Annotated in this window: 10 protein-coding genes; 5 read left to right on the forward strand and 5 right to left on the reverse strand. The window is 64.5% G+C overall.

The genetic code is table 11. The annotated features are described in order from the left end of the window. The first annotated feature begins 2 nt into the window (after window positions 1-2). Both ACN9MY_RS09025 and ACN9MY_RS09030 read left to right on the forward strand, forming a co-directional pair. A complete protein-coding gene (locus tag ACN9MY_RS09025) occupies window positions 3-1,439 on the forward strand; it encodes a glycoside hydrolase family 28 protein (protein ID WP_426321801.1) in 1,437 nt (478 codons plus the stop codon). After that, the gene (locus ACN9MY_RS09030) at window positions 1,436-1,753 is read left to right on the forward strand and encodes an L-rhamnose mutarotase (RefSeq protein WP_426321803.1); all 318 of its coding nucleotides are present in this window, start codon (window positions 1,436-1,438) and stop codon (window positions 1,751-1,753) included. Before ACN9MY_RS09025 ends, ACN9MY_RS09030 begins: the two co-directional genes overlap by 4 nt. Here the strand turns inward: ACN9MY_RS09030 and ACN9MY_RS09035 are convergent. Next, window positions 1,741-2,646 carry an alpha/beta hydrolase gene (locus ACN9MY_RS09035; protein WP_426321805.1) on the reverse strand — a complete coding sequence of 302 codons (906 nt, stop codon included), beginning with the start codon at window positions 2,644-2,646 and terminating at the stop codon, window positions 1,741-1,743. The two genes, ACN9MY_RS09030 and ACN9MY_RS09035, sit on opposite strands and share 13 nt — an antisense overlap. A gap of 14 nt (window positions 2,647-2,660) precedes the next feature. On the opposite strand from ACN9MY_RS09035, the gene ACN9MY_RS09040 reads away from it, so the two are divergent. After that, window positions 2,661-3,284 carry a 3-keto-disaccharide hydrolase gene (locus ACN9MY_RS09040; protein WP_426321807.1) on the forward strand — a complete coding sequence of 208 codons (624 nt, stop codon included), beginning with the start codon at window positions 2,661-2,663 and terminating at the stop codon, window positions 3,282-3,284. Between the two features lie 14 nt (window positions 3,285-3,298). Here ACN9MY_RS09040 and ACN9MY_RS09045 read toward each other — a convergent pair whose 3' ends face one another. Further along, on the reverse strand, window positions 3,299-4,639 hold the full coding sequence (locus ACN9MY_RS09045; RefSeq protein WP_426337162.1) for a hypothetical protein: 1,341 nt from the start codon (window positions 4,637-4,639) through the stop codon (window positions 3,299-3,301). 126 nt (window positions 4,640-4,765) lie between these two features. Between ACN9MY_RS09045 and ACN9MY_RS09050 the strand changes: the two genes are divergently transcribed. Beyond that, window positions 4,766-7,072 (forward strand): DUF6250 domain-containing protein, encoded by a 2,307-nt coding sequence (locus tag ACN9MY_RS09050; protein WP_426321810.1) that lies wholly within the window; start codon window positions 4,766-4,768, stop codon window positions 7,070-7,072. Between the two features lie 20 nt (window positions 7,073-7,092). After that, entirely contained in the window at window positions 7,093-8,448 is a 1,356-nt protein-coding gene (locus ACN9MY_RS09055; RefSeq protein WP_426169884.1) for a glycoside hydrolase family 88/105 protein, read from the forward strand. 34 nt (window positions 8,449-8,482) lie between these two features. Here ACN9MY_RS09055 and ACN9MY_RS09060 read toward each other — a convergent pair whose 3' ends face one another. The 3 genes from ACN9MY_RS09060 to ACN9MY_RS09070 are packed head-to-tail and all read right to left on the reverse strand — an operon-like array spanning window position 8,483 to window position 16,589. Further along, entirely contained in the window at window positions 8,483-11,446 is a 2,964-nt protein-coding gene (locus tag ACN9MY_RS09060) for a DUF4982 domain-containing protein (protein WP_426337163.1), read from the reverse strand. After that, window positions 11,443-14,271: a GDSL-type esterase/lipase family protein gene (locus ACN9MY_RS09065; protein ID WP_426337164.1), complete on the reverse strand. Its 2,829-nt coding sequence runs from the start codon at window positions 14,269-14,271 to the stop codon at window positions 11,443-11,445. Before ACN9MY_RS09065 ends, ACN9MY_RS09060 begins: the two co-directional genes overlap by 4 nt. Next, window positions 14,268-16,589: a glycoside hydrolase family 2 TIM barrel-domain containing protein gene (locus ACN9MY_RS09070; RefSeq protein WP_426337165.1), complete on the reverse strand. Its 2,322-nt coding sequence runs from the start codon at window positions 16,587-16,589 to the stop codon at window positions 14,268-14,270. Before ACN9MY_RS09070 ends, ACN9MY_RS09065 begins: the two co-directional genes overlap by 4 nt. Between the last annotated feature and the right edge of the window lie 8 nt (window positions 16,590-16,597).

The following is a 16,597-nucleotide window of genomic DNA, read 5'->3' on the forward strand; positions in this document are numbered from 1 at the left end:
GCGTGCTGCGCTACCTTGCCGCCGTACTGCTGGCCTTGGCCCAGGCCTGTGGCGCTGCGCACGCGGCAAGTGCCGCCACGGTGGCCGAATTTGGTGCGAAAGGCGACGGTGTCACGCTGGATACGGTCGCTATCCAGCGCGCTATCGATGCTGCCGCGTCGAAGGGCGGCGGCACCGTCAGCTTCCGGCCCGGCACTTACCTGACCGGCTCGATCTTCGTCAAATCCGGCGTCACGCTGTACATCGGCAAGGGCGTGACCTTGCTCGGGTCCCAGCGCATCGAGGACTATCCCGTCATGCCGACCCGCATTGCCGGAATCGAAATGAGCTGGCCGGCCGCGCTGGTCAACCTCTATGGGCAGAAGGGCGCGGCGATTGAAGGCGAGGGCACGATCGATGGCGACGGCAAGGTTTTCTGGGACAGCTACTGGACGCTGCGCAAGCAATATGAGCCGCGCGGCCTGCGCTGGGCATCGGATTACGATGCCCGGCGCCCGCGCCTGGTGCAGGTTTTCAACAGCAATGACGTCAGGGTGGGCGGCGGCCTGCTTCTGCGCCGTTCCGGCTTCTGGACCCTGCATATCTGCTATTCGGAGAACGTGACGGTGGACGGCGTCACCATCCGTAACAATGAGGGCGGGCGCGGGCCGTCGACGGACGGCATCGACATCGATTCGTCGCGCAAGGTGTTGGTGCAGAACGCTGATATCGCCGTCAACGACGATGCACTCTGCATGAAGGCTGGCCGCGACGCGGACGGCCAGCGTGTGGCGCGGCCGACGGAAGACGTGATCATTCGCAATTCCATCGTGCGCGACGGCGCCGCCGGCATCACGTTCGGCAGCGAGACTGCCGGAGGCTTCCGCAATGTGGAGGCCTACAACATCACCGTGGAGCGCGCGGTACCCGTCGGCATCCTGTTCAAGTCGGCCCACACACGCGGAGGCTTCGGCGAGAACCTGCGCCTGCACGACTTCACGATGAAGGACGTTGCGGTGGTTCTGCGCATTACGATGAACTGGAACCCCAGCTACAGTTACGCCGCCATACCGCCCGGGATGAAAGACGTGCCGCCGTACTGGAAAGTGCTGGCGACGCCGGTGCCGCGCGAAAAAGGCATCGCGCATTTCCACGACGTGGAGGTCAGGAAGATCAAGGCAACCGGCGCTGCCACGGCCTTTGAAGTCAGTGGCTACAAGGAGGCGCCCCTGCAGCGCTTTACCCTCGACAAGCTGGAAATTCAGGCTGCCAAAGGCGGCCATCTGTACGACATCGACGGCTGGCGCATCACCAACAGCCGGCTGGAACTGGGTGCGCCGCTCGAGATGGAAGACGCCCGCGGCGTGCAAGGCCTGCCGCAAGGGAGCTTCATCGTGCGTCCGGCTGCGCCGAGGGTGGATCCATCGAAAAGGAGTTTTGAGGAACAGGACAAGACATGACGACGACCCGAGCATTCCGCATGAAGCTGAAACCCGGCATGGTGGAAGAATACCGCCGCCGCCACGATGAACTGTGGCCAGACCTGGCGCAGGCGCTGGAAGAGGCTGGGATCTACGACTATTCGATCTTCCTCGACGAAGAGACGCTGCACCTGTTTGCGGTCCTCAAACTCAGGCCGGATCACAGCATCGATGCACTGCCGCAGCAGCCGGTCATGCGCAAATGGTGGGATTACATGGCGGACCTGATGGAGACGGTGCCCGGCAACCGTCCCCGCGAATGGCCCCTGCAGCCGATGTTCTACTTCGCTTGAGGCGTCGCCAGCAGGCCGCGTGCGCGCAGCCACTCCTCGGCGCGCCTTGGCCAGGCCGAAGCCGTGCCAAGGTTGTCGCGCATGCCCATGCCGTGCGAGCCCTGTTCGAACAAATACATTTCAGTCGGCACCTTGTGGCGGGTCAGGGCCTGGTAGAACAGGACGCTGTTCTCGACCGGCACCGACTGGTCAGCCTGGGTGTGGATCAGCAGTGTCGGCGGCGTGCGCGGGTTGACCTGCTTCTCAAGCGACATCAGCTCGATCAGGTCCGGCGACGGTGCCGCGCCAAGCAAGGCTTTGCGCGAACCCTGGTGGGCGGCTGGGCCGTCCAGCGTGATCACCGGGTACATCAGGACCAGGAAGTCGGGCCGCGCGCTGACGGCGTCGAGCGCTGCGCCGGTGCGGCCGGCGGGATGGTCGAACAGGGTGCCGGCGCTGGCCGCCAGGTGGCCACCGGCGGAACTGCCCATGACGCCGATGCGGTTCGGGTCGATGCCGAATTCGGCTGCGCGCGAGCGCACTAGGCGGACTGCGCGCAGCACGTCCTGCAGCGGGGCCGGGTGGCCGAACTCCTGCATCCGGTAATTCAGTACGAAGCTGGTGACGCCGAGGGTGCTGAGCCAGTTGGCATATTGGTAGCCTTCGCGCATGGCGGACTGCCGCACGTAGCCCCCGCCCGGCGCGATGATGACGGCGGTGCCGTTGGGGCGGTCGATCGCGGCGGGAACGACGGTCAGCGTCGGCACGCTGGTATTGGAGATATAGCCGTCCTTGCGCACTTCGGCGCCGATATTGCGTGCACCCGGCACGCCTTCGGGCCACAATGGCAGTTCGGCGGCTTGCGCGAGCAGGGCGCCGGCGGACAGGATCAGGAACAGCAGTGTTTTCTTCATAGGGAGTCCAGGTGGTGAATCGACGAATTCTTGTTGCGGCTTTGGCGCTGGCCCTGGCCGGCGACGCGGCGGCAGCCGATATGTTCAATGGCCGCGATTTCAGCGGATGGGAACTGCGCACGGAGCCCGCGGCGGCAATCGATAGTGTATTCAGCGTCCAGCCGGGCGGTGTCATTGCGGCCAGCGGTTCGCCGCTCGGTTTCCTGGCGACGAAAGCCAGCTACCGCAACTACAAGCTGCACGTGGAATGGCGCTGGCCGGGAAAGACCGGCAATGGCGGCGTGCTGCTGCACATCAGCGAAGGCCCGTTGGACCGCGTCTGGCCTCTGAGCCAGCAGGTCCAGACCAAGTTCGGCGCTGTGGGCGACCTGCTGCCGATGGCGGGCGCCAGCTTCGCCGAACCACTGACCGGCGACAAGCCGGCGCTCAAGGCACATATTGCGCCAGCAAGCGAGAAGCCGGCAGGGGAGTGGAATGCCGCCGATATCGTCAGCCGCGACGGCGTGATCGAAGTGGCCATCAACGGCGTGCTGCAGAACCGCATCAGCGGCGCGGCGCCGCGCGAGGGACGCATCGGCTTCCAGCTGGAGGGCACGCCGTACGAGCTGCGTGCGGTGACGGTGACGCCTCTCGACTGAGGCGGCGCCACGCCTCATTTCCGCTTCAGCCATTCCTCGGGCACCGGCACCACCACGATATTCATCGAGCGTCCGTTGGGTGACAGCATGGCCGACTGGATCTCGATCTTCGTCCCGTCGGCATTGAAGGTCGGATGGGGATGATCCTGGGCGGTGTCCTTGTGGCCGGTGGTCAGCATGATCATCTCGCGCGTACGGCGGTCGATCAGGTAAAGGCTGCGGCTGAAATCGTCGCCGACGGCAAAGCGGCCGTCGGGCGAGCCATGCACGTGCCACAGGCCGCTGCCTGAAGGGGTTTGGCCGGCGATGGTCATTTCACGGGTGCGCAGGTTGACGATGGCAAGGCCGGTTGGTTTTTCGCGCGTGCCGCTGTTGCCCCAGCCGGCATCCTGGCCAGGATTTGCGCCATACACACCGGTGGCCGGCGCCGCGACACCGCCTCCGCCGCCCGCCACGGGCCGATGGCCCATGATGGCCATCGCCACCTCGTCCTTGCCGATCACCGCCTCGTGCGTTACCCATTCATACGGCGCTTCCGGATACAGCGGGCGCAAGCCGCTGCCGTCGGCCTGCACGGTCCAGGTGCGCTGCGGCGACTTGCCGCCGGTCTCCCAGCAGAAGACGATCTCGCCCGCCTGCCACAGGTTGGCCTGGATATGGCCGATCTGGAAGGGGACCGACACTACGTGGCGGATTTCTCCCGTCTGCAGGTTCATGCGCGCGATGCCGTTCGGCCCGGCGCCCATATTGCGCGGGCCGAAATTGGGTTCGATCCTGGTGCCTGGCTTCAGGTGGGGGGCTGCAGCCTCTTTGCCGACCCTGAAATAGACCCATTCCTCGTCCGCATCCAAGGCCATGTCGCCGCCGGCCTCCAGCTCTGCGGGCGTGATCCCTGCCACGCGCTGGTAGCTGGCTGCAGGCTGCATGGCGCCTGCCTGGCTGTCGGCCAGGACCCGTCCCAGGTCGACTTCAACGATCTGCACCCGGCCCGGCGTGCCGTCCTTGCGCATGAAATACAGCTTCATCGCCTTGCGGGCCAGGTTCAGCATGCCGAGGTAGCCGCCTTCGGTCACCTGCACCAGGTCCCCGGTCGCTTCGTTGACGGCCATCGCTTCGCCGTGCACACGGTTGGAACGGAACACCAGCCATTTGCCGTCGGACGTCCATTGAGGGTGCGTCGGGTAGATCTTGGCGTCGCCATGCGGCTGGCTGGTGAGGAAGGTCAGCATGGTGCCGGTAACCGGGTCCTTGACGACCTTGCGCTCGGAAGCGAAGCGCTTGCCGATCTGCGCCTGCGCAGTGGTGGAGAGGAAAAACGCCACGCACAGCATGGCGCAGGTGGTCAATCGTTTCATCTTGGTCTGGTTCGCCTGTTGAAGGAATTTGATTGTCGGCGCTTTCTTTTGATCATATTGCTCATTTTCTTGATTCTTTAAACCGGGGGCGTTTTGGCCGAAACGCGCTCGCTTAGAATTGGCCGCATGAACAGCTTCCAGAAGGCGCTTGCCAGCGCCGCCGCCTACATCCTCCTGCTGGCGGGCTGCGCCCAGCAGCCTCCCGCTGCCGTCAACACCGACCCGGCGCGGGCTCAGGTCACGCTGCCGGAACCTGCCAACCCGGCATTGCCGTCGCTGATCCTGATCGGGGATTCTACCGTGCGCAATGGCCGCGACGATGGCCAGGGCAAGGGACCGCAAGGGCAGTGGGGCTGGGGCAATCCGATTGCCGCCTATTTCGATCCCGCCAGGGTGAATGTGGTGAACCGCGCTGTTGGTGGGTTAAGCAGCCGCACCTACCTGACGAGCGGTCACTGGGCGAACACGCTGGCGCTGGTCAAGCCGGGCGACGTGGTGATCATGCAGTTCGGGCACAACGACAGTTCGGCCATCAACGATACCTCGCGTGCGCGCGGCACCATCCGCGGATTTGGCGACGAAAGCCAGGAGATCGACAACCTGTTGACCGGCAAGCACGAAACGGTGCGCAGCTACGGCTGGTACCTGCGCATGTACATCGCCGCCATCCGCGAGCGTGGTGCGACGCCGGTGGTGGCGTCACCGATCCCGCGCAAAGCCTGGGATGCGGAAGGCCGCGTGGTGCGGGCGCGCGGCGATTACGCCGGCTGGGCGGAGGCTGTGGCGCGCCAGCTGAATGTCGGTTTCATCGACCTGAACGAACTTGTGGCGCGCCAGTACGATGCACTGGGCCGCGACGAGGTGACGAAGCTGTTCCCTCAGGTGACGCCGGATGAGCGGGTGCACACCAACCTTGCCGGCGCCGAACTGAATGCGCGCACCGTGGTGGCAGGCATCAAGGCGCTGCGGCTGCCGGTACTGCTTGCCGCGCTGTCGAACCGCGCGGACAGCATCGCCGCCGCCGAGGACGAGCGTCCGGTGGTGGATGCCGCCAGGATCAAGGGCGAGCAGCCGCGCGATCCGCGCCTGCCCAGCATTTTCATTGTGGGCGATTCCACCGTCAGGAGCGGCGGCCAGAACGGCGCTATCGGCTGGGGTGAACGCATCGCGGCTTACTTCGATACTTCGCGTGTGAACGTCGTGAACCATGCGATAGGTGGGCGTAGCAGCCGCACCTTTTTCACCGAAGGGCGCTGGGAGCGCGTGCTGGGCCAGTTGAAGACGGGCGATGTGGTGCTGATCCAGTTCGGCCACAACGATGGCGGCCGCATCGGCGACCCGGCCAACAAGAACAGGGCATCGGCTACCGGTACCGGGCCGGAAACCGTCACCGATACACGTCCGGACGGCAGCCAGGAACAAGTGCATACCTTCGGCTGGTATATGTCGCGCTACGTGCAGGACGCGAAGGCACGCGGAGCGCGCGTGGTGCTGCTGTCGCCTGTGCCGCACCGGGATGCCTGGGAGCAGGGACGCGACTTTGCCAATTTTGCCGAATGGGACCGCGAAGTCGCTGCGCGCGAAGGCGCATTGTTCGCAGACCTCACCATGACGGTCAGCGACGGCTACCGGCGCCTGGGGGCTGCAGCGGTCAATACCTTCTTCTCCGACGCCCGTACGCATACCAATGACGCCGGCGCGCGCTTCAATGCCGAAAGCGTGGTCGCGGCCCTGAAGTCCTTGCCCGAAAATCCGGTTGCCGCCTGGCTCTCCCAGCGGGAACCGCAAGTCTGCACCTTTTCCGGCGAGCGCGGGAAGCTGCTGTATGCCGACGATTTCACTAGGGGACTGGCGCAGTGGCAGGCGGAGTACAGGCGCGGCGCATCCGGGGCGCCGGCGGCTCGCATCGGCGCCGCCAAGGGCCTGTTGGTCATGGACCTGCCGGGCGACGCCACGCTGTGGTTCAAGCCAAAGCTGAAGGGCGATATCCTGGTCAGCTACAAGCGCAAGGTGGTCATGGCCGGTGGGACGAACGACCGCCTGTCCGACATGAACCAGTTCTGGATGGCCAGCGATCCCGCCAACCGCAAGCTATTTACCCGCGACGGCACGTTCGCGCAATACGACAACCTGTCCCTCTACTACGCTGGCATTGGCGGCAACGGCAATACCACAACACGTTTTCGTAAATATGACGGCAAGGGCGAACGCGTCTTGCTGGCGGAGCGCAACGATGCCGCGCACCTGCTGCAGCCGAACAGGGAATATGCCATCGAGATCGCGGTGCGCGATGGCTGCACCCGCATGACGGTGGACGGCGAAGAATACTTCAACTGGCGCGATGCCGAGCCGCTGCGCGAGGGCCACTTCGGCTTCCGCAGCACGCATTCGCACCAGCAGATCCGCGATTTCAAGGTTTACCTGCTGAAGTGATAACAACGAGAGACAAACGAATGAACCGAAAGAACCACCTGCTGACCGCTATCCTGGTTGCGCTGGCGTTGCCGGCGTATGCTGCCCCGCAAGCTCCGCTCAACGACGTGACAGCGCCGCTGCACCTGATGAAGCCGGACTACCCGACCCCGTACGGTGCGCCGTCCGTGGCGGACGTGAGCAAAGTGCTGGACCGCGTCTTCACCTACCTCGACGCGGTGACCCCGGCCAAGGTGATCGACCAGAACACCAAGCAGGAGATCAGGGATTTCAGCAAGATCGACGACAATACGGTATTCGCCCAGGGCGATTACCGGCTCACCAGCTACGAGTGGGGCGTCACCTACGCGGGCATGCTGGCAGCCGGCGCCGCCACCGGCGAACAGCGCTACGTGGATTACACCAATAAGCGCGTGGCCCTGCTGGCCGGCCTGGCCAGGCCGACCCTGGCGCGCCTGAAGGCTAATCCGCAAGCCAAGTCCCCGGTGCTGCGCACGCTGGAACCGCACGCACTGGACGATATCGGGGCGCTGTGCGCAGCCTTCGTCAAGGCCAAGCGCAACGGCCTGCAAGCTGATGTAACGCCGCTGCTCGATGCCTGCCGTAATTTCATCGGCAGCAAGGAGCATCGACTGGCCGACGGTACGCTGGCACGTTTGCGCCCACAGCCAGATACCCTTTGGCTGGACGATATGTTCATGGGCGTGCCGGCTTGGGCGCAGTTGGGCAAGCTGACCGGCGAGCGCAAATACTTCGACGAGTCGGTCAAGCAGATCCTGCAGTTTTCGCAGCGCATGTTCAATCCCCAGAAGGGTATCTACATGCACGGCTGGGTGCAAGGCATGGAGGTACATCCGGAATTCCACTGGGCCCGCGCCAACGGCTGGGCGGTGATGACGATGGTGGAAGTGCTGGACGTTCTGCCGGAAGACCATCCGGGACGCGAGGCGGTACTCAAGCAATTGCGCGCGCACGTCAAGGGCCTGACGTCATACCAAGATGGCACCGGCTTCTGGCACCAGCTGCTGGACCGCCCGGACAGCTATCTCGAAACCTCCGCCACCGCCATCTACGCCTATTCGATGGCGCGCGCCATCAACAAGGGCTATGTCGACCGCATGGCTTACGCTCCGGCCGTCATGCTGGCCTGGAATGCTGTCGCCACCAAAGTCAACGCCAAGGGTCAGGTGGAGGGCACTTGCGTCGGTACCGGCATGGGATTCGATCCTGCCTTTTATTATTACCGCCCGATCAATGTGTTCGCTGCTCACGGGTATGGGCCGGTGCTGCTGGCCGGTGCGGAAGTCATCAACATGCTGAAATCGCACAAGTTCGAAATCAACGACAGCTCGCTGCAGCTGGTCACCCGCAAGTAAGCGGGGAAAGCACTGCGGCCGCGAGCCGCAGTGCTTATTTCCTCGATTTTTCGTAGAACTCTGCCTCGATAATCGACAGCACGCCGCGTGGCGCGCGATTGGCGCCGGTATCCGGCACGGCGTTCGCGTCGACTTCGATCAATTTCAGGGCGTCGCTGTCCACCGTGGGCCCGGTCAGTTCGATTTTTACGCTGGAGCCGTGGACCGGCCGCAATGGCAAGGTGACGTAGCCCAGGCTTTTCGGCGTGTCGCCGGCAAACACTTCTTGACCATCGACCGTGATGCGGATCGGGTAGCTGCGCTCGCGCCAGCCGGACAGGCGCAGGCTGGCTGCCGTCAGCGTGGCAGGATTTTCCAGCTCATAAGCGATCCAGCGTTTGCCCGCCTCCTGGCTGCTGGTCCAGCCGGTGGTCTCGTCGTCGTCGATGGTCCTGGCGGCGGCCGCGTCGTTGCTGCCTGCCGTGGTGCTGGCCACGCCGACCGATACGCGCGACACCTTGAACGATGGACCGGCCGGCGTCGGGCCGCGTTCCAGGTAGGAGGGCAGGCCGTCAGCGGCGCTGCCGACAACCAGCCCGCCTTGCTGTGGAACCGCATGCGATTGCAGTGTGACGGCTGCTGGCTGCATTCCCTGGGCGCTGGCGCGCAGGGTGATGGCGCCGGGCCGGGTCGTGCTGCGCACCAGGACTCGGTTGACGCCGCCCTCGACGGGGAGGCTGGTCTTGAGGATGTAATTGTCCGGACCTTGCGCGATGCCGCCGCGCCATTCGGCCGGCCCTTCCAGCCTGAAGTCGACCATGTCCAGCGCGACCGGGTTGCGGCGGCCTTCGGCGTCGATGGCTTCCACTTCGAACAGGGCCATGTCTGCCCCGTCGGCGCGCATGCCGCCAGGACCGGTGACGGCCTTCAGGCGCAGCGCGACCGGCGCTCCGGCTGTGTGCAAAGTCGCCTCGGCGACCGGCCTGCCGTCGGTCGAGTAACCGATGGCTTTCAGCTCGCCCGCTTCGTAGGCCACGGAAGGGAAGGTATGCAGGAAGCCGGCGCTGCGCTGGCCCCTGCCAAGGGAGCGTCCGTTCAGCAGCAGTTCGACTTCCGCCGCGCTGGAGACGACCGTGACGTCCTTCTTTGTCGCAGGGGCGTAGTTCCAGTGACCGATGATATGGAGCCGCGGCTTCTCGACATCGACCCAGCCATCCCACATGACCTGGTGGGCAAAGTAGCCGTCCTTCGGAATGCGCATGGCGTCGACCTCGCCGCTGCGGCGGTAGTTCTCCGCGCCCCGATGATGGGTATTGGTGTCCGAGAACACGATATTCACGCCGCCGCTGTTGACGCGGCGCCCGGTGCCAGGACGTTCGGCGTAATAGTCGTACCAGCGCAGTACGTCCTCGATGGCGTGCGTGTCCTGGTTTCGGTTGTAGGCGCTGGCGTCTTTCCCTTTGTGCAGGGGACCGTCGCCATTCTTGTGGAAAGGCGGAGAAAAATCGTCCCAGTACTTGCGCAGCGCTTCGTCGCGCGAATACTCCATCGACCAGAAAGGCTGGCGCGCGCTCTTGTTCACGTAGAGCATTTCGCCGCCGTATTCGTTGAAGCGGCTGCCCAGCATGTCGCGGCTACCGGAAGCGCGGCCGCCGTGCGGATCGAACTGGTTGCGCAGCGCCTTCATCTCCTGCATATGCTCGTCCGAAACACCGCGGTTACCGGATTCATAGAAGACGATGCTGGGATTGTTGCGGTTGTAGATGATGGCGTCGCGCATGAGAGCGATGCGCTGTTCCCAGCGGCGCCCCGTCACGTCGGCTTCGGAATCGCCAGCCGGCATGGCCTGCATGATGCCGAGGCGGTCGAGCGATTCAACGTCCTGCTTCCACGGCGTGGTGTGCATCCAGCGCACCAGGTTGCCGTTGCCTTCGACGATCAGGCGGTTGCTGTAGTCGCTCAGCCAGGGCGGCACGGACATGCCCACCGCCGGCCATTCATTGGAGGTGCGCTGGGCGTATCCCTTGAGCTGGATTACGCGGTCGTTCAGCTTGACTACACCGAAGTCGAATTCGGTCTTGCGAAAGCCGGTGCGGGTGCGCACCGTGTCGACCGCCTTGCCGTTGACCTTGAGCGTCGTATCGACGTCGTACAGGTAGCCGTAGCCCCAGCCCCACAGGTTCAGTTGTTCGACACGACCTCCGGCGCTGACGGTGCCGGTGGCGCCGGCGGCAAGCGTCTGCACCGGGCCGTTGAAGCTGGCTACCTGCCTGCCGTCACGGTCGCGCACTTTCACCTCATAGGCGAAAGTGCGCGGCCGTCCCGTTTCATTGCGGACCTGTGATTCGGCGTGGATATTGGCCGTGCGCGCCGCGACGTTGATGCCCTTGGCATAGACATACACGCCAGTGGTGCCGAGCGACGAGTAGAGGGGCAAGGTCTGGTAAAGCTTGCCCGCCACGTGCAGGCGGACGTTCTTCGGGATGCCGCCGTAGTTGGCGTTGAAGTTCTTGTCCGACCACTGGAAGCGCTGGTTGCTGGCCTTCTCTCGATAATCCCAGGCGTTGTCCGTGCGGACGGCGATCACATTGTCGCCAGGCCGGATGGCATCGCTGATGTCGACGCCAAACGCCATCACGCCATTTTCATGCAGAATCAACTGCTTGCCATTGACATACACCTCCGCCGCCTGCCGCACGCCTTCGAACTCGAGGAAGATCTTGCCGCCGGCAGATCCGGGCGGAAGGCGGAAAGACTTGCGGTACCAGGCGATGCCGGTGGAAAGGTCGGCGATGTCCTTCTTGAAGGCGTCATCCTCATTCCAGGCGCGCGGCAGCGTAACCGGCTTCCATGCCTGGTCGTCGAAGCCGGGCTGGCTGGCGCCGGCAGGGTCGCCCACCAGCAGGCGCCATCCGGGATTGAAGTCGTAGACGCTGCGCTGTGACGGCGCCGCCTGCGCGACAGCTGCCGCCACGCAGGCGGCCATCAGGGTAAGGTAGGGGAGTGTGCGGAATGTCATGGCTTGGCGGCGGCAATGGTGGAGAGCAGGGATTCCAGTTCGGCCGCCCACGTGGCGTAGCCTTCGGTGGTCAGGTGCAGCTTGTCGCGGCTCAGGCCTTTCCAGTTGTCGCCTTCGGGCGTGAATTTCGATGCGAGGTCGAGGTAGAGCACATTGCGCCCGTCGGCCATTGGCACCAGAAGCTTGTTGGCGGCGGCCATCTTGTCGTTGGCGCGCGCATTGGGCAGGATGCTGCACAGGACTACTTTCACGCCGGGGAATTTGTCCTGGATCGCTGCAATCACGGCGCGCACACCGGCGGCAATGTCTTCCGGCGAATCGCCAACATTATTGGTGCCGATCATGAGCACGGCAATTTTCGGCTTCAGGAAGGACAGGTCGAAGTTCTGCAGGCGCCACAGCACGTGCTGGGTTTTGTCGGCGCCAAGGCCGAAATCAAAGGCGCGGTCTTCGAAGCGCTGCTTCCAGACCGGAGCGCCCGCGCCCCAGCGCCATTGCTCGGTGATCGAATCGCCGATGAAGATCAGCTCCGCCGGCCGGCCCTTGCACAGCGCCAGGTAGTCGGCGAAATAGCTCTGGTAAGGCACGCGCGCTTCGTAATTCTGGGCGCTCGCGACCGTGGTAGCCGGTCCGGCTGCCGCGTTGAGCGCCGCGATGGCGCTGGCCGGTGCGGCGAATACGGTACCGTGGCGCATGCGCTGCAGCGTGCCCTCGTCGGGGAAGTGCATGCGATCGCTGACGTCCTCCCAGTTGACCAGGTCGCGCGAGCGCATGCCGCCATAGCGCTTGGCCTGGTAGGCGTCGTAGTAGACCAGGTATTCGCCGTTGGCCTTGATGGCGGTTGGTCCCTCGACCCAGAGGCCGGGCGGGGTGAAGGGCTTGCCGAGCGTGCCAAAGGGCCCTTGCAGGTCGGGCGCATCGGCCAGTTGAAGGTATTTGTGGGCCGGGACACTGGTTTCATCCTTCACCAGCAGCAGGTTGCGGCCGTCCGCACGCAGGAAGGTCGCGTCGATCACGCTGAAACCGGGATCGTAGAACAACCGGGTGGGCGTAAAGGTGACGAAGTCCTTCGTAGTGGTGGCGTACATGCGGTGGTTGTACTTGCCTTCCGGCGAGGCTGCCGGCGCAGGGAACTTGCCCGGCACGGTGGAAGCCCAGAACAGCAGGAACTCGCTGCGCTTTGCGTCCCACACGATTTCCGGCGCCCAGGTATTCAGAACGCCGGGTTCGTGAGCCATCACCGGCAGCTCCTTCTGCGCCGACCAGTTGACCAGGTCTTTCGAAGAGGCGTAGCCGATATTGTTTTCGTTCCAGCCGCTGGTCCAGACCATGTGGTAAGTGCCGTCCGGACCGCGCACGATGCACGGGTCGCGCATCAGTTTTGCCTTGCCCACCTTCGGCGCCAGGTAGCTGCGCCCGAAGCCGACTTTCTCCCAACGGTAGCCGTCAGTACTGCTGGCGAAGTGCAGGCCGTCTACTCCATTGCCGGTGAAATAGGCGAACAGCCAGGCGTCGCCGGCATTGGCATCGTCGCCAGGTGGCCGTTCTGTGGCCCGGTTCGGGCTGGCCGGGACGGCAAAGCGTTCGGGCGGCGCAGGATGGGCTGGGTCGATGACCGCGACATCGGAAGCGATATCGGTTTGCAGAGGAAGCCGGTTGTCGCGAATGCCCTTGATCACCAGCCTGGCCAGCTCGTAACTGCCGTAGTTATTGTGGTGGGTGTTGTCGATCTTGCCGGGAGCAGGGGAAGCAAAGGCCGCCTTCGAACCTTCAGGGCCGAGCGCTTCGTAAAACACCTTGCTCATCGCGTTCAGGTCGATGAAGGGCGTCTTCAGTTCCGTCGCGGACTGGCGCGCCGCCTCGGCATAGTCGGCGAGGGAAGGGACGATCTTGCCGCTGGCGTCGAAGTTGCGGCGCTCCATCGGCGAAATGATGACGGGCAGGCCGCCACGCTTGCGGATGGCTTGCACGTACTCGCGGATCTCTTCCTTGTAGGTAGTGAAAGGAGCGCCCTTGCCATCCTTGATCTGCTTCTGGTCGTTGTGCCCGAACTGCATCAGCACCACGTCGCCCGGATGGAGCTGGCTCAGGACCTTGTCGAGCCGGCGCCGCGCCAGCGAATCGCGGTAGGTTTCGCCCGACTCGGCATAGTTGGCGACTGCGACGCTGCCCGGCTTGAAGAAGCGGGGCAACATCTGGCCCCAGCTGCTATACGGCTCCTGCGGCTGGTCGCTGACCGTCGAATCTCCAAGCAGGAAAACCGTGCGGCCGTTTGCCGGCTCGATATCCAGCGATTGCAGCGATGGGTTGTTGCCATTGAATTCAAGCGTCAGGCGGTTATCCCAGGCCCAGGCCTCCTGCACGGTCTCGCGCGGGACTTTCAACTGGACTTCGCCGGCGGCGACATCGTTTGCTGCGGCGATGGGGGGAGTGCGGATATTGACGGCGAAAGTCTTGACCTGAGACTGGCCGGGGGCCGTCTGCACGTTCTCCAGCATCAGGCGGCGCAGCTCGGCCTTGACCGTGGTGCTGGCGGCAGCGGCGCCGCCAAGCCTGACGGTGACCTTGTAGCTGCCTTCGGGCAGGTCGACTGAAAAGTAGAACGGCTTGCCGCCGCCGGGCGCCGCACCGGGTTCGAAGCCGTAGCCGTGCGCAGCGGTGTAGGCCATATCGGGAGTAACGGCAATGACAGCGGCGCTCCTGGCGGCAACGGGGGCGTCGCCGAAAGCGAAGTGCCGGGGCTGCGGCGCAGCGGCGCTTGCAGCCTGTGCGAACGTGCCGGCGGCAAGCAGGATGGTGGCAGCAAGGCGTGGCGCGGGCATCATTTCCTCCCCGCCGCGATGCTGACGGACCCCGCTGCGATGCCCGGAGCGGAAGCCCGCAGCGTGATGGCACCGTTGGCGGCGCTGGCTTTCACTACCGCCAGGCAGCGGCCAAACTGCGGTTTGCACTGGTTGGACTGGTAGGAATCGTGGCTCGTGTTATCGCCATTATCGACGGCAGCCAACATGCCGGGACCGTCAATGCTGAAGGTGATGGCGGCCGTGGCATTCGGATGGGGGACGCCTTTGGCATCGACAACCTGCGCCCAGACGAAGGCCGCGTCGTCGAAACCATCGCCCAACTCGCTGCGGCTGGTGGTGAGCTCGATGCGCGTAGGCGCGTCGGCGGTCTGCAGCTCGTCCGAGGCCACTTCCTTGCCGCCGTTCCGCGCCACGGCGCGCAGTTTGCCGGGGGCGAACGTGACGTCCCTCTGGCGCGGGGAATCGTTCTTCGGTTTGGCTTTCACGCCCAGCGAAGCGTCGTTGAGGAACAGTTCGACCTCCTCGGCATTGCTGTAGACCTGGACCTTGGCATCGTCGTAGGTATGGATGTCGGTCGGGGTCCAGTCAGCGCGCAGCGGCCCGACGCCGCTGTTATCCTGGCTGCGCACAATATGCACCACCGGCTTGCCGGACCACCAGCTGCGGCGCTGCAGGCCGCGCGGCTTCCAGTTGCCTGCGCGGTCGAACAGGCCCTGGTCGTAGGTCGTCATCGGCCAATCGGCTTCGCCCAGGTAGTCGAAGCCGACCCACAGGAACTGGCCTGCCATGAAAGGATTGTCGCGCAACGCCAGCCAGGCCGAAAGCGCATGGTTGTTTTCGGTGCCGATCACCTTGCGCGCCGGCTTGGCCTTGTGCGCCGCCACCAGTTCGTTCTCGCGATAGTTCTGACCGACGATATCCATCATGTCGGCAAAGCCGTTCTCATACACCTTGGAGAGGCCGGGGCGGAACAACGCCATGGTGACGGGGCGGGTCGGGTCCAGCTGGTGCACCAGGTCCTGCTGTTGCTTGTATTTGCGGAAGCCTTCCGGATTGTCCAGGTTGTCGTGGATCTCGTTGCCCACGCTGTACAGGATGATGCTCGGGTGGTTGCGGTCGCGCAGGACCATGGCGCGCGTATCGGCTTCCCACCAGTCGGTGAAGAAGCGGTTGTAGCCTTGCTCGCCGTTGTGCTTTGCCTCGTTCCAGGTGTCGAAGGTCTCGTCCATGACCAGGAAGCCCATCTGGTCGGCCAGGTCCAGGAATTCCGGCGCCACGGGATTGTGCGAAGTGCGGATGGCGTTGACGCCCGCCTCGCGCAGCAGCTCGAAACGGCGCCGCCACGCATCCAGCGGCACGGCAGCGCCCAGAGCGCCGGCATCATGGTGCAGGCAAACGCCTTTGATTTTGAGGTTGACGCCGTTCAGCCAGAATCCGGTATCGGCATCGAACCTGAAATCGCGGATGCCGAGGGTGCTGGTGTGCTGGTCCAGCACCGTGCCGCCATTGCGCAGCGTGGCCACGGCGCGGTACAGCTTTGGCGATTCGAGCGACCAGCGCTGCGGCGCGGCCACTGGGAGGTCCAGCGCGATGTCGGCGGAGGCGCCGGCAGCGATTTGCCGGCGCACCTCGCCGTCCTGCACCGCCTTGCCATCGGGGTCGTAGATGGTTACCTGCAGCGTGTATTCGCCGGCGGCGCTGCCGGTGTTCCGGACGTCGGAACGCAGACCGAGCGTCGCGCCGGCGGCACTGATTTCAGGCGTGGTGACATACACGCCGCCGTCGCCGAATTGCACGGCCTCGGTGCTGACCAGCCGTACGTGCCGGTATATGCCGGCGCCAGTGTAGTAGCGCGAGGCCGGCTGGGCGGAGTTGTCGGCACGTACGGCGATGGTGTTGGACTGGCCTTTGCCGAACCTGAGGTGGGGCGTCAGGTCGTAGCTAAAGCTGCTATAGCCGTAAGGACGCTTTCCAAGCAGTTTGCCGTTGATCCAGACTTCGCTGTTGGACATGACGCCATCGAATTCGATGCGCACGCGGCGCTTCGCTTCCGATTGGGGGAGCGTGAATGTCTTGCGGTACCAGCCGACGCCGGCGGGCAGGTAGCCGCCGCCACGGCCGCTGGGATTGGCCTGGTCGTACGGACCTTCGATGCTCCAGTCATGCGGCACAGCCAGGGTGCGCCATTTGCCGTCGTTGAAGGCCTGCTTCTCCGCCCCTTTGGCGTCCGCCTTCAGGAAACGCCAGCCGGCGTCGAAGTTGACGGTGGAACGGCCGTCGGCCAGGGCGTGGCCGGAAAGCGCAGCTGCCAGCAGCGCTGCAAGTAATCTGGTCTTCATGTCTCGTT

The organism is Pseudoduganella sp. R-31 (genome assembly GCF_049913235.1).
In the GTDB taxonomy this organism is placed as follows: domain Bacteria; phylum Pseudomonadota; class Gammaproteobacteria; order Burkholderiales; family Burkholderiaceae_D; genus Rugamonas.

Coding starts and splice junctions, on each gene's coding strand:
- ACN9MY_RS09030 (WP_426321803.1), top strand. CDS start 1,436: ATGACGACGACCCGAGCATTCCGCATGAAGCTGAAACCCGGCATGGTG.
- ACN9MY_RS09035 (WP_426321805.1), bottom strand. CDS start 2,646: ATGAAGAAAACACTGCTGTTCCTGATCCTGTCCGCCGGCGCCCTGCTC.
- ACN9MY_RS09045 (WP_426337162.1), bottom strand. CDS start 4,639: ATGAAACGATTGACCACCTGCGCCATGCTGTGCGTGGCGTTTTTCCTC.
- ACN9MY_RS09050 (WP_426321810.1), top strand. CDS start 4,766: ATGAACAGCTTCCAGAAGGCGCTTGCCAGCGCCGCCGCCTACATCCTC.
- ACN9MY_RS09055 (WP_426169884.1), top strand. CDS start 7,093: ATGAACCGAAAGAACCACCTGCTGACCGCTATCCTGGTTGCGCTGGCG.
- ACN9MY_RS09060 (WP_426337163.1), bottom strand. CDS start 11,446: ATGACATTCCGCACACTCCCCTACCTTACCCTGATGGCCGCCTGCGTG.
- ACN9MY_RS09065 (WP_426337164.1), bottom strand. CDS start 14,271: ATGATGCCCGCGCCACGCCTTGCTGCCACCATCCTGCTTGCCGCCGGC.
- ACN9MY_RS09070 (WP_426337165.1), bottom strand. CDS start 16,589: ATGAAGACCAGATTACTTGCAGCGCTGCTGGCAGCTGCGCTTTCCGGC.